12 protein-coding genes are annotated in these 13675 nt (G+C 55.0%); 8 read left to right on the plus strand and 4 right to left on the minus strand.

Annotated features, from left to right (window positions below):
- Window position 1 precedes the first annotated feature (1 nt).
- From FFI61_RS12935 to FFI61_RS12960, 6 genes are read left to right on the plus strand one after another with little or no spacing between them, the layout of a single operon-like run.
- Complete coding sequence (locus tag FFI61_RS12935; protein ID WP_200370965.1) at window positions 2-2206, plus strand: xanthine dehydrogenase family protein molybdopterin-binding subunit; 2205 nt, start codon at window positions 2-4, stop codon at window positions 2204-2206.
- Complete coding sequence (locus tag FFI61_RS12940; protein WP_227714920.1) at window positions 2199-3224, plus strand: XdhC family protein; 1026 nt, start codon at window positions 2199-2201, stop codon at window positions 3222-3224. Before FFI61_RS12935 ends, FFI61_RS12940 begins: the two co-directional genes overlap by 8 nt.
- Window positions 3225-3228: 4 nt before the next feature.
- Window positions 3229-3855: a methylthioribulose 1-phosphate dehydratase gene (locus FFI61_RS12945; RefSeq protein WP_200370967.1), complete on the plus strand. Its 627-nt coding sequence runs from the start codon at window positions 3229-3231 to the stop codon at window positions 3853-3855.
- Window positions 3852-4412, plus strand: a complete 561-nt coding sequence (locus FFI61_RS12950; RefSeq protein ID WP_200370974.1) for a 1,2-dihydroxy-3-keto-5-methylthiopentene dioxygenase — start codon at window positions 3852-3854, stop codon at window positions 4410-4412. Before FFI61_RS12945 ends, FFI61_RS12950 begins: the two co-directional genes overlap by 4 nt.
- Window positions 4409-5101, plus strand: a complete 693-nt coding sequence (gene mtnC / locus FFI61_RS12955) for an acireductone synthase (RefSeq protein ID WP_200370976.1) — start codon at window positions 4409-4411, stop codon at window positions 5099-5101. Before FFI61_RS12950 ends, mtnC begins: the two co-directional genes overlap by 4 nt.
- A gap of 40 nt (window positions 5102-5141) precedes the next feature.
- On the plus strand, window positions 5142-6197 hold the full coding sequence (locus FFI61_RS12960; protein WP_227714921.1) for a DUF3080 domain-containing protein: 1056 nt from the start codon (window positions 5142-5144) through the stop codon (window positions 6195-6197).
- A 40-nt stretch (window positions 6198-6237) separates the two neighbouring features.
- Here FFI61_RS12960 and FFI61_RS12965 read toward each other — a convergent pair whose 3' ends face one another.
- From FFI61_RS12965 to arsC, 4 genes are read right to left on the minus strand one after another with little or no spacing between them, the layout of a single operon-like run.
- Window positions 6238-8067 carry a GspE/PulE family protein gene (locus tag FFI61_RS12965; RefSeq protein WP_200204147.1) on the minus strand — a complete coding sequence of 610 codons (1830 nt, stop codon included), beginning with the start codon at window positions 8065-8067 and terminating at the stop codon, window positions 6238-6240.
- Window positions 8068-8096: 29 nt separating this feature from the next.
- A complete protein-coding gene (locus tag FFI61_RS12970; RefSeq protein WP_200204149.1) occupies window positions 8097-8456 on the minus strand; it encodes a DUF2069 domain-containing protein in 360 nt (119 codons plus the stop codon).
- Between the two features lie 53 nt (window positions 8457-8509).
- The gene (gene wrbA, locus FFI61_RS12975) at window positions 8510-9115 is read right to left on the minus strand and encodes an NAD(P)H:quinone oxidoreductase (RefSeq protein ID WP_200204151.1); all 606 of its coding nucleotides are present in this window, start codon (window positions 9113-9115) and stop codon (window positions 8510-8512) included.
- Window positions 9116-9145: 30 nt separating this feature from the next.
- Window positions 9146-9499 (minus strand): arsenate reductase (glutaredoxin), encoded by a 354-nt coding sequence (gene arsC / locus FFI61_RS12980; RefSeq protein ID WP_200204153.1) that lies wholly within the window; start codon window positions 9497-9499, stop codon window positions 9146-9148.
- A 131-nt stretch (window positions 9500-9630) separates the two neighbouring features.
- Between arsC and FFI61_RS12985 the strand changes: the two genes are divergently transcribed.
- Both FFI61_RS12985 and dnaE read left to right on the plus strand, forming a co-directional pair.
- On the plus strand, window positions 9631-10035 hold the full coding sequence (locus FFI61_RS12985; protein ID WP_200371471.1) for a TlpA family protein disulfide reductase: 405 nt from the start codon (window positions 9631-9633) through the stop codon (window positions 10033-10035).
- 81 nt (window positions 10036-10116) lie between these two features.
- Window positions 10117-13599: a DNA polymerase III subunit alpha gene (gene dnaE / locus FFI61_RS12990; protein ID WP_200370978.1), complete on the plus strand. Its 3483-nt coding sequence runs from the start codon at window positions 10117-10119 to the stop codon at window positions 13597-13599.
- Window positions 13600-13675 lie beyond the last annotated feature (76 nt).

Below are 13675 nucleotides of genomic sequence, written 5' to 3' on the forward strand. Positions count from 1 at the left end.
TATGACGATGAACCGACGTGATTTTCTGAAGGTGGGTGCAGGTGCATCCGGGTCATTGATGCTGTCCCTCTCACTCCCGGGTTGTTCCGGAATGCCGACAGGCTACAAGGAAGAAACGGGTGAGTGGAAACCGGATGCCTGGCTTGAGATAACGAATACGGACGACATTCATTTTACTCTGGCCCGAGTCGAAATGGGGCAGGGTACCTATACCGGCCTGACCACTCTGATTGCAGAAGAGCTGGAAGTTGACCCGGAGGCGATCACCCCCAGATTCGCGCCAGTGGCGCCGGAGTATCGTAACCCCTTGTACAAGCTGCAGCTCACGGGTGGCAGTACCAGTATATCCACCAGCTGGGAGCCGCTCCGTACGGCCGGGGCTTCGGCGCGGCAAATGCTCATTATGGCGGCTGCCAGGGTCTGGAATGTGGATGCGGATAAGTGCACCGCACGCCAGGGCCAGGTATTTCACCCCAATGGCCTGGATTCCTTGCGCTACGGACAGTTGGTAGAGCTAGCCTCCAAAGAGGTTATTCGCGGGGATGTTGCACTCAAGCCTGCCAGTGAGTGGAAGTACATTGGTAAGCAGCGAGGCAGGCTTGATGCCCAAGCCAAGTCCACAGGCACTGCGGTTTACGGAATAGATGTTGAGCTCCCAGGCATGGTTTACACCGTGGTAAGCCGGCCGCCCCAATACGGTGGTCGTGTAAAGGCCTTTAATGAAAGTGAAGTCCGCGCCATGCGGGGTGTTCTTGATGTGTTTGAGATTGAGCGCGGCGTGGCTATTGTTGCTGACAAGTACTGGAGTGCCCGAAAAGCCCAGAACGCGTTGAAAGTAGAATGGGACAACTCGGATGCCTTCTCGCTTTCCACTAGCGAGGTGTTCGCTTCCTACCGAAAGGCAGCCGACAAAGATCGCGGCAAGTCAGAGCGTAGCGAAGGCGACTATGAGGGGGCTGTAAAAAAGGCCGGTAAGGTATTTGAGGCAGAGTACAGCCAGCCCTACCTGGCCCACTCAACATTGGAACCGATGAATGCCACGGCGTGGTACAAAGGTGACAGCATTGAAGTTTGGGCACCTACACAGGCTCCGGATCTTGGCCGAATTGCAGCGGCTCGGGTAACTGATCTTTCCCCAAGTGAAGTCACGATTCATACCACGTTTCTCGGTGGAGGATTCGGTCGCCGCTTGACTCAGGATTTTATCGAAGAGGCTGCAGCAGTTGCCTATCGGGTAAAGAAGCCGGTGAAACTTATCTGGTCGCGGGAAGAGGATACGCAGCACGACCTGTATCGCCCCGCTATGTTGCACCGGATGCAGGCTAGCCTTGAAGCTGATCAGCTGACTGGCTGGCACCACCAGATCGTTGGTCCCCAGTTGCTGGACTGGTATGTGCGTAATGCCGCGCCGGCCCAATACCCTTGGGCGCCCAAGTTCATGTACGACACCCTGGGCAAGGTTGGTTTGCTAGCCGAAGGGATAGCGACCCCCAAGGACATGTCTGCGATTGAGGGGGCTATTGAGTACCCCTACAACGTAGAGAATCTTGATGTTCGACACACCCATACCGACCCCGGCGTCCCTGTCACTTTTTGGCGATCAGTGGGTTACTCCCATAACGGTTTTGCCGTTGAAACCTTTATGGATGAGCTGGCACACGAAACTGGAGAAGATCCCTATCAGTTCCGTCGCAAGCTATTGAAAGGCCAGCCCCGGCACTTGGACGTCCTCGACAGGGCTGTGCGAATGGCCGGCTGGGATACCCCGGTTCCGGAAGGTCGCGGGCGAGGCATAGCGTTGTTCAAAAGTTTTGGAACCTTCGTGGCGCAAGTGGTCGAAGCTGGTATAGAGAAGGGTGCCATCAAGGTTTACAAGGTGGCCTGTGCTGTGGACTGCGGCCAAGTGGTGAACCCACGCATTGTGGAAGACCAGATTGAAGGCGGGATTATCTTTGGACTGACGGCAGCCCTTTACGGCGAGATAAGCTTCGAGGGTGGCAAAGTGCAGCAGAGCAACTTCCACGATGTTCAGTTGATGCGGCAGTACGAGCGGCCAGAAGTAACGGTGGATATAGTGCCGAGTACCGAATCGCCAACCGGTGTTGGTGAGCCAGGAGTGCCGCCGGTTATCCCTGCACTGGGCAACGCGCTGTTCGCACTGACCGGCAAACGCCAACGCACCTTGCCTCTGAAAGCAGATGCCTGACGCACCAGCATCACAGATGACCAGTGGCCACGAATCGGTAGTCAAAGATGTTTTGTCATGGCTTGAGCAAGGCAGGCGGGTGTGGCTGTGCACTATTGTGGAAACCTGGGGCTCATCGCCCCGGCCCGCCGGGTCCTGGCTTGCGGTTAGTGATTCAGGGCAGTGGAGTGGTTCGGTGTCTGGCGGCTGCCTGGAAGAGGATCTTCTACGCCGAACTGTGGCAGAGGGCGCGGATTACCCGGTGGTCGTGGACTATGGCATTACCGACGGTGATCGTGACCATTTCCGGCTGCCCTGTGGCGGTCGCATCCGGTTACTGGTGGAACCCTTGGGCAGCACCGCATCGACCAGAAGCGGCGCGCTAGAGCATGTGCGGCAGTTGGCGGAGTCCTTGAGGAGCCGCCAGCCTGTAGCTCGGAGAGTCAGCCTGCAAGGCGTTGTTGAACTGGAGTTACCGGAGCCAGCTGCTCAGCCAGGTATTATGTTTGATGGTGAAGAGCTGCTCCAGATACTGCAGCCGGAGTGCAGGTTACTGCTGATAGGGGCAGGTGAGGTGGCGCGTTATGTGGCTGAATTTGCGACTGCTGCGGATTTCACCGTAACCCTTTGCGAGCCGCGGGAAGCTTTTTCCTCTGGTTGGGGGTACCCGCACCTGCCACTCGACCGGCGCTTGCCAGATGATCTGGTCGCCGAGTCTTTTAATGATAGCTGGTGCGGAGTCTTGGCCCTGGCCCATGATCCGAGAATAGACGATATGGGTCTGCTGGCGGCCTTGCAGTCGTCGGCATTTTACGTGGGTGCCATGGGCTCTAAACGAACCTCTGACACCCGGCGGGAGCGGTTGTTGTCACTTGGGCTTGGTGAGGCAGATTTGCAGCGCCTGAGGGCACCGATTGGCATTAACATTCCCAGTAAAACCCCCGCAGAAATTGCCATTTCTGTTGTTGCTGATCTGATTGCAGCACGGCATCATTTGCGCATAACTCACGAGCCATGCGCTTCATATTCTGGAAAGTAAAACCGTGCTTGATGTAAACCAATACGCTGTTGTTGCCGAATCCATCGCCGATGCCGGGCGTTTTCTGTACGAGCGCGGCTGGTCCCCGGCCACAAGCAGCAACTACTCTGCCCGAGTAGATCAGGATCATATTGCTATTACAGTGTCTGGCCGCCACAAAGGTCAATTGGGTGCAGGGGATGTCATGGTGGTCGATCTTCAGGGCAGGCCGGTACAAAGTGACAGCCGCGCGTCTGCAGAAACCTTGCTGCACACGGCGTTGTATCAGGTATTTCCGGATGCTGGCGCGGTTCTTCACACGCACTCTGTTAATGCAACGGTGCTAAGCAGGTTGGTGCCAGCAGGGGAGCTTCTGACATTTGATGGCTACGAACTGCAAAAGGCGTTTGATGGCGTGGAAACCCACGAGACAGCGGTGACGGTTCCGGTTTTCGACAACACCCAGGATATTGAAGCTTTGGCCAAGGATACCCAGGAATGGTTCCTGAAACACCCAGAGCAACCCGGTTACCTGATTCGCGGGCACGGGCTGTATACCTGGGGTAAAACCATGGCGGATTGCCTTCGGCATGTGGAGGCCTTTGAGTTTCTTTTCGAGTGTGAGCTTGCAACCATGAGGGTTCGCCCATGACGACATTGAGCATTTTTGACGCACATAACCCGGAAGCTGCGCCGGCAATCACCCATGATCCAGGTGAGATAGCCGCTCAGCTGAACAGCAAGGGTGTCCGTTTTGAACGCTGGCCCACCCAGAACCTGCCGGCGGATGCAGCACCGGAGGAGATTCTGGAAGCCTACAGCGCTGAGATTGCGAAGCTGAAGGCCGAGAGCGGATTTCAGACTGCCGATGTGGTCAGTCTGAATCCGGATAACCCCCAGAAAGACGCTTTCCGGAAGAAGTTTCTGGATGAGCATACCCACAGCGAGGATGAAGTGCGTTTTTTCGTTCGTGGTCAGGGCATATTCTATCTGCATCTTGGCGATCAGGTGTTTGCTGTTCAGTGCCAGAAGAACGATCTGATCAGCGTGCCTGAAGGTACTCGACACTGGTTTGATATGGGGCCGGAGCCGGAGTTTACCTGCATCCGCCTGTTTACCAATCCTGAAGGCTGGGTCGCGGAGTTCACCGGGGACGATATTGCCGGGCAATTGCCGCGCTATGAAGCTCTGGAAGGAGAAGCTGTATGATTCGGGTGATTCTTACCGACATTGAAGGCACAACCAGTTCCATTTCCTTTGTGCACGATGTGCTGTTTCCCTATGCCGCCGAGCATCTGCCGGAATTTATCCGCAAACATTGGGATAGCCCGGAAGTGTCGGAACAACTGGATGGAGTGGCAAAAGAGTCTGGTGCAGATCGCGAGGATGCCGGGGCATTGATCGAAGCACTGCAAGGGTGGATTCGTGAAGACCGCAAGGCTACATCGCTCAAGGCGCTTCAGGGCATGGTTTGGGAACAGGGCTACCAACAAGGTGAACTCAATGGCCATATCTACGAAGACGCCGCCCAATACCTGCAGCACTGGCACGACCGTGGTCTGCGTTTGTACGTTTACTCGTCTGGTTCGGTGAAAGCCCAAAAACTTATTTTTGGTTTTACCACGTCTGGCGATTTCACACCGTTTTTCTCTGGTTATTTCGACACCCGGATTGGTGGAAAGAGAGAGCCGGAAGCTTACCGGAACATTCTTGAGGAACTCGGTGTAGAGGGCGCGACTGTCCTGTTTCTCTCGGATGTTGAGGCTGAACTTGTGGCAGCAGAAGCCGCAGGTATGAAAACTGCCTGGCTGATCCGGGATGGTGATTTGCCCGAAACAGAGCGTTTTGTCGCCCGGGATTTCGCCGAGGTAGACGCTGCCTTGCTGCGGAAGCGGTAGTCGTTCGCTCGCAAGCACAAGCGAGTGCCGGGAGGTAAATATGTCTGCAACCCGATCTGCCAGGCTGCTTGTCTCCAGTGCAATTATCTTGCTGCTTGCCGGGTGCAATCCTTTCTCCGATGCCCGCCCCATGATGGATGAATACGTGGAGCGGGTTGGCCGGGTTCTGGACGCAGAGCCAGAGCTTTCAGAGATTCCTGCAGCAAGCCCCATTCCCAGACGTCGTAACCGTGTACTGCCAATGCCCGAGTTGGAGCTGGGCATGTTGGATTTTCTGTCTCTGTACGGCTGTGAACTGCAATATGTGGTGGGGGAGAAAAACTCCGTTATGGGCAAGGTGATGCAGCCCCTGAACCGCCTACGCTATGAAGTTCGTTTCATCCGCGCCGCCGGCGAGTGTCTGAAAACGGTAGAAGATGAAGAACTTCAGGATGTTTTAAACCAGGCTATTGCCAGCAAGCGTGAGTCACTGCCAATAGCCATCTGGAACGCTAGCTTGGGTTTGGAGGAAGTAGAAACCCTGTTCACGCTCGCCAAGGGTGAGTATCCGGTTGGGGCCGAAGATCCTCTCTCGGACCTTGCCCGGGATACCCGTCAGTTAAACAAAACCGTGGCAGCACTTCTCGATCAGAACCTTGAGGTAGATCTGGTCTTCTGGGGAAGCGTGCATCAGCGCTGGCAAGCGGAATATAGGGCAGGGCAACTCATCAACAGCAGCAAGCTGGTCGCTACGCGCCTCGACGATGCTACCCACCTGATTCAACAGCGGTTGGATAGTCGGCAGCTCTGCTTCAACGGCAAGCCCAACAGTCAATCGGATATCGTTCAGGGCATGTTTTTCAGTATCTACATAGGGAAGGTTCAGCCCTATCTGGCCGACTTGCGACGGGCTCGTAGGGATTTGATCGAACCTTTAACCGAGCTGGCGGAAATGCAGGCAGAGGTAATGCCAGCAGACTTTCGTGAGTGGCGACGCTCAGCGCTTGCCCTTGAGGGCGTGGAAAGTGTGTGGGCGAACCTGGATCGTGCCGTGGAGAGCCATACCAAAGCCTGGCAGTCTTTGCTTGAGCAGTGTGGGCTTAGACCCGGAGCATAGGGTAGAGCCTCCCTCACTTGACCGTGAGCTTACTGCAGCATCAGCGCTGGCTTGCCGGTGTTACCCTGAGTATTTCTTCAACGGTGGTCAGGCCGCTGGCCACTTTCTGGGCGCCGCTCAAACGCAGCGACTTCATGCCTTCGCGGTAGGCGTCCAGCCGCAACTGCTCCAGCTCGCAGTGGTCCGTAATCTGGCTTGTCAGTGCACCGGAAAGCGTCATGATCTCATACACCCCGGCACGGCCAAGGTAGCCGGTATTGCGGCACTCCAGACAACCCACGGGTTTGTGAAACTCCTTTGGTGGCGGAGCTTTCCAGGGCTTGGTTAGAGTCTGCCATGCCTGGAGGTCAACAGGCGCCGTTGCTTTGCAGTGCGAGCAAAGTGTTCGAACCAGCCGTTGGGCCATAACGCCTAACACGGTTGCGCGAATCAGGTAGGGCGGGATGCCCAGTTCCATCATTCGCGTCAGGGCACTCGGAGCATCGTTAGTGTGCAAGGTAGAAAGCACCAGGTGCCCGGTCAGTGCGGCCTGTACCGCCATTTCGGCAGTTTCCAGATCGCGAATTTCACCAATCATAATGATGTCAGGATCCTGACGCAGCAGAGCTCGAACGCCGGATGCAAACGTCAGATCGATATTAGTTTGAACCTGCATCTGGTTGAACGCAGGCTCAACCATCTCGATTGGGTCTTCGATGGTGCAGACGTTCAGCTCGGCAGAGGCGATTTGTTTCAGTGTGGAATACAGAGTGGTGGTCTTGCCTGAGCCTGTGGGGCCTGTAACCAGAACAATCCCGTGGGGTTTCGAAGTGACTTCTTGCCAGCGCTCCCGGTCTTCGCGATTGAACCCGAGCTGTTCGTAGGATTTCAGCAGCACATCCGGGTCAAATATCCGCATCACCATTTTTTCCCCGAACGCTGTTGGCATGGTGGCCAGGCGCAGCTCCACTTCGCTGTTGTCGGGTTTGCGGGTTTTCAGGCGACCATCCTGTGGGCGGCGCTTTTCAGCAACGTTTAATCGCCCCAAAATCTTCAGCCGGCTGGTAATGGCCATGCCCACATGCTCGGGGAATTCGTAAACACTGTGCAGTACGCCATCAATACGGAAGCGGATGTGAGTCAGGGTGCGTCGTGGCTCAATGTGGATGTCTGATGCGCGTTGGTCGAACGCGTATTGCAGCAGCCAGTCCACGATGCGCACAACGTGTTGATCGTTGGCATCAGCGCTGTCGCTGGCGCCTAAATCCAGTAGCTGCTCAAGATTCTGCTGGCCAGCTTTAATTCCTCCAGCCTGGCTGCCACTTGCTTTATTAACGGAGTTTGCGAGCTGGTAAAACTCCACAGAGTAACGGCGGATATCTTCAGGGTTTGCCACCACCCGGCGGATATCCTTGCGTACTGCTTGCCGAAGATTGCCTTCCCAGTCAACTTTAAAGGGCTCGGCACTGGCCACCAATATTTCATCCTGGCCAATCTCAACCGCGAGAATATCGTGACGCTGGGCGAATGCGTAAGACATGACACGGGCAATTGCAGGCGTATCTATTTTCAATGGATCGATATGGTAATAGGGCTGGCCTGCCCAATCTGCCAGCCACTGTGTCAGTCGCTCAAGACCAAGAGTCTTGCCACTTTTCTCGCTGGTGAGCGCTGCAATAGCCACAAGTTCCAGCGGGTGTCGCTTTGATGTGTGGTTGCTGGCCGCGCCCAGGTTGGCGGAAAGCACACGTTCCGCGCTCTCCTGGCCGATTTCGCCGTCGGCGACCAATGCCGTACAGATATCCCGCAGGGTCAAAGTGCTGCGCGGAGGCGCTGCCGGCTTCGATAAGGGTGCTGGTGACGTTTGCTCTGTTTTAGTGGAATTGGGCATAGGGTGTCACTTTCCGGTAATGGAGCATGTCAGACTGCAACCGGCCGGTTCACTTTCAGATGAACCATCGCCATGATGAATAACAGGAGCGTGAGTATCATAAGAACAACATGGCCGAGTGCACCTTGGCTTAGCCATGATGAAACAACGGCCTGAGTGAAGTAAAAAATCACCACAAAGGCTAGCCAGATATAACCACGATTGTTGCCACGGAACACGGGAACGATCAGTGCCAGCAGGGGAATCAGCTTGACGGATAGAATCAGTGCAATGGAAACCCCCTCGATTGGCGCTGGGTAGAAGGTTGTAATCAAAAGCGTTGCCAACACGGCCAGATAGAGAAATTGGGTCGCTTTTGCAGTGTTCCGGGCTTTGGGGTTATGGAGCATTGTCAGATTCCAGAAAAGTATAAATAGCTTTGCGTTGCATAGCCGTGTTCGTATCAATCAGCCAGTTTGAGCGCCAGTTTTGCGAGGCGTTCACCGAAGAGTTGGCAAAGTGCCTTCTCATGGTTGCTCAGGGGTTGCTGCTCTCCGGTGCCGGCCCAGTGCGAGGGGCCGTATGGTGTGCCTCCGGTTGTGGTCTTACTCAGGTTTTCGTCTGTGTAGGGCAAGCCGCACAACACCATGCCGTGATGAAGCAGGGGGATCATCATGGTCAGGATTGTGGCTTCCTGACCACCGTGCAGGCTGCCAGTTGACGTAAATGCCCCGGCTGGTTTGCCGACGAGCGCGCCGTTCAGCCACAGATCGCCGGTTGTATCCAGAAAATATTTGAGTGGTGCTGCCATGTTACCGAAGCGGGTAGGGCTGCCGATGGCCAGCCCGGCACAATTGGCGAGATCGGACTTGCTGACATAGGGGGCTCCCGCATCGGGAACCGCTGGCAAGGAGGCTTCGGTATCCGGTGAAACCACAGGAACAGAGCGCAGCTTTGCCTCGATGCCGGCTACCCTGGCGACCCCTCGGCCTATCTGGCTTGCCAGCTCTGCAGTCTGCCCTGTGCGGCTGTAATAGAGGATCAGGATGTACGGCAGTTGCTCAGGCACTTTGGCTTCCTTCAAACAGTGGTCGTGCAATTATAGAATGGTGAGTATGTTTTCCGGTGGTCGTCCCACAGCGGCTTTGCCATTGGCAAGTACAATTGGCCGCTCAATCAGTTTCGGGTTTGTTACCATAGCAGCAATCAGTTGATCGCGGCTCAAATCCGGGTTGTCCAGACCAAGTTCCTTGAACTCACTTTCGCCGGTGCGCATAAGCTCGCGGGGCTGGCGGTCGAGCGCCTCAAGAATATCGGAAAGCTCCTGTGCTGTTGGTGGTGTTTCCAGGTAGCGTATAATCTCTGGCTCAACCCCCCGGCTAGTGAGAAGTTCAAGCGCTTGGCGAGATTTTGAGCAGCGAGGGTTGTGGAAAATCCGGATGGGTTCTGTCATGTTCGTGCCTGTTTGTTGAATTGGAGCTGCAATTGTTTGTGGCGAGCAGTCTAACAGGAGGTTTTCCCTTGCAGAACCCTGTCATCTACCGGTTACCTCGTGGAGCGGTCGTTACAACTGTACTGTTTCTGATGGCTTTACTGGCAGGTTGCCAAAAAGTTGAACTGGAAAGAGCAGAAGGCACAAAGCTGGCCTGGAGCGACCTGCGGGGGCAGTGGGTCTTGGTGAACTACTGGGCCGAATGGTGCAAGCCCTGCCTGGAAGAAATACCGGAATTTAACGAGCTGGACAATGCTCCGGACATTACTGTTCTCGGGGTTAATTTTGACGATGTGAAGGGTGAGCAACTGGTTGCTCTCGGCAAGCGTATGGGTATTGAGTACACCATGCTTGCAAACGACCCTGGCCCTGAATTTGACTGGCAACGCCCGGTTGCCTTGCCAGCAACCTTTGTTGTGACCCCCGACGGAGATCTTCTGGAGGCTCGTTTTGGCCCTCAAACAGAAGAAGATATACGTGCATTAATCAGCGACTGATTGCTACAGGCAGTTTAAAGGTGCCTTTTTTCAGGCGCCGTTAATAGACTTTTAATACATAAGCAGGAACCAGCTGACGCTATGTCGCAGACTTTTGTACACCTTCGCGTGCACTCAGAACATTCCATGGTGGACGGCCTCGTTCGCGTTAAGCCTCTGGTCAAACGAGTGGTGGAATTGGGCATGCCGGCCGTGGGCCTGACCGAGCAGTCGAACATGTGCTCTCTGGTCCGCTTTTACAAGGCAACAACCGGTGCAGGCGTTAAGCCTGTTATAGGTGCGGATCTCTGGCTGGAGAACCCGGATGAGCCGGAAAGCCCGTTCCGTTTGACGTTGCTGGCCCGAAATGACAAAGGCTACCTCCACCTTACAGAAATTATTTCCCTTGGATATACCGAGGGGCAGAGGTATGGCAAGCCGATTATCCAGCGCAAATGGCTGGAGGAAAGAACCGAAGGCCTTATTGCCATGTCTGGCGCCAAAATGGGCGATGTGTGCAAGGCTTTGCTGGCGGATAAACCTGAACTTGCAAAGGCCAGGGCAGAGTACTGGATGAAACTCTATCCCGGCTCTTACTATCTGGAGTTACAAAGAACAGGCCGTCCCGGTGATGAGGACTGCCTGCATATGAGTGTTGAGTTGGCCCAGCAACTTGGGTTGCCGGTCGTTGCTACAAACGACGTGCATTTTCTTGAGGCTGAGGATTTTGAAGCCCACGAGGCTCGCGTCTGTATCGGTGAGAGCCGGGCACTGGATGATCCGCGCCGTGATCGTCGTTTTAGTGATCAGCAATACCTGCGCAGCGCCGAGGAAATGATTGAGCTATTCAGCGATATCCCCGAGGCGATTGAGAATACCCTTGAGATAGCCCGGCGCTGTTCGGTAACCGTGCGTATGGGCGAGTATTTCCTGCCCAACTATCCAGTACCGGAAGGTATGACTATGGATGAGTACTTCCGCAAGGTGTCTGAGGACGGCCTGGAAGAACGCTTGGCAAAAACCCTTTCCAAAGACGATCCGGAATACGAAAGCAAGCGCGAAGCGTATTTTAAACGGCTTACATTCGAGCTGGATATCATCATCCAGATGGGATTTCCCGGCTACTTCCTGATCGTAATGGACTTCATCAAGTGGGCCAAGAACAACGGCGTTCCCGTTGGGCCGGGTCGTGGTTCCGGTGCTGGCTCGCTGGTTGCTTATGCCCAGTTGATTACGGATCTGGATCCGCTTGAGTACGACTTGCTGTTCGAGCGCTTCCTTAACCCTGAACGGGTATCCATGCCTGACTTCGATGTCGACTTCTGCATGGAAGGCCGCGACCGGGTCATCGCCTATGTAGCTGAAAAGTATGGTCGGGAAGCGGTTTCCCAGATTATCACTTTCGGTACTATGGCCGCCAAGGCGGTAGTGCGGGACGTTGCCCGGGTGCAGGGTAAGTCCTACGGGCTGGCAGATAAATTGTCCAAACTGATCCCCTTCGAAGTGGGGATGACTCTGGAAAAGGCAATAGAGCAGGAGCCTGCCCTCAAGGAATTTCTGGAGCAGGATGAAGAAGCCCAGGAAATCTGGGAAATGGCCCTGAAGCTTGAAGGTGTGTGCCGAAACGCCGGTAAGCACGCCGGTGGCGTGGTGATTGCCCCCACCAAGATAACTGATTTTTCGCCGCTGTATTGCGATGATGACGGCGGCAGTCTGGTGACCCAGTTCGACAAAAACGATGTGGAAGAAGCCGGGCTGGTGAAGTTCGACTTCCTGGGTCTGCGCACGCTCACCATCATCGACTGGGCGCTGAAAATGATTAATCCGCGGCGGGAGAGCCGAGGCCTACCACCGCTGGATATCAGCGAAATTCCGCTGGATGACCCGGCTTCATTCGTGATGCTGAAAAAGGCGGAAACCACCGCCGTATTCCAGCTTGAATCCCGCGGGATGAAAGATTTGATCCGACGCCTGCAGCCGGACTCCCTGGAAGACATGATCGCCCTGGTAGCGCTGTTCCGCCCTGGGCCCCTGCAGTCGGGCATGGTTGACGACTTTATCGACCGTAAGCACGGCAAGCAGCCGATGTCCTTCCCGCACCCGGACTACCAATACGAAGGCCTGAAGCCGGTTCTTGAGCCCACCTACGGGGTTATCCTTTACCAGGAGCAGGTTATGCAGATTGCTCAGGTGATGGGTGGATATAGCCTGGGTAATGCGGACATGTTGCGCCGTGCCATGGGTAAGAAGAAGCCCGAGGAAATGGCCAAGCAGAAGCAGTTTTTCCTCGATGGTTGCGAAGGCAATGGCATCAACAAAACCCTCGCTGAAAACATCTTTGATCTGGTTGAAAAGTTTGCCGGCTACGGCTTCAACAAATCCCACTCTGCCGCCTACGCGCTGGTGTCTTATCAGACTCTGTGGCTGAAGGCCCATTACACGGCCGAGTTTATGGCTGCTGTTCTGACCGCCGATATGCAGAACACAGACAAAGTCGTCACGCTGGTCGAGGAGTGCCGCAACCTCAAACTGGATTTGGTACTGCCTGATGTAAGTCGTTCGGAATATACCTTCACGGTAAACGATGAAGGTCAGGTTGTGTATGGGCTGGGTGCTATCAAGGGGCTGGGTGAAGGCCCCATCCAGGCCATTGTGGAGGGTCGCGTCAGTGGTGAGCCTTATCAGGATCTTTTCGATTTTTGCCGTAGGGTTGATCTCAAAAAGATTAACAAACGCGCTATGGAAGCCCTGATTCGTTCAGGTGCCATGGACAAGCTCGGGGCCAGTCGGGCCCAACTGATGGCAAGCATCCCCAAGGCTGTCCAGCAGGCGGACCAGCAGTCGCGTAATGAATCCGTAGGCATGATGGATATGTTCGGCGATATGCTGGAAGCCGAGGAAGGTGGCGATCCTTATGCCGATGTGGCGGATGTGCGTGAGTGGCCGGAGAAGCAGCGGCTGAAAGGAGAGAAAGACACGCTGGGCCTTTACCTTACAGGGCATCCGTTTGATGAATATGAGCGGGAAGTTCGCCGTTTTGTTCGCTCTTCTATCTCGGATCTGAAGCCCAACAAATCACCGCAAAGGGTTGCGGGGCTTGTTGTAGCGCAAAGAACCATGAAAACCCGCACGGGTTCCACCATGTGCTTTATCACGCTGGATGATCGGAGCGCGCGGATTGAAGCCACACTGTTTTCTGAAGCCTTTTTTGAGAACCGGGAATTACTGCAGTCGGATCAGGTGATTGTGGTTGAGGGTCAGGTGAGCCACGATGATTACTCTGGCCAGATGAAAATGCGTGTCAGTTCGGTAATGGATGTGCCCAGTGCCCGGAAGCAGTTCAGTAAAGGCCTGAAGCTGAACCTTCACGCTGACCAACTTCAAAATGGTTTTCTGGACAAGATTGATAGCACTTTAAGGCCGTTTCGCTGCGAGGGCAGCCCGGTGTGGATTGAGTACAGCAGCCCCGAAGCCAGCACTCGAATTGAGCTGGGTGAAACCTGGCGTGTGCAGCCAGACGACAACTTGTTGCTGGAGTTGAAGTATCTGGTGGGCGACCAGTGCGTGGAACTGGTCTATGATTGAGTGAGAAAGACAAAGAGCTGCGCGGAAAGTTAAATATCTGTCAGGTTGCGGACTCATACCAATGTCCGCTTTAGCC

The organism is Marinobacter sp. DY40_1A1 (assembly GCF_016597815.1).
GTDB lineage: Bacteria > Pseudomonadota > Gammaproteobacteria > Pseudomonadales > Oleiphilaceae > Marinobacter > Marinobacter xiaoshiensis.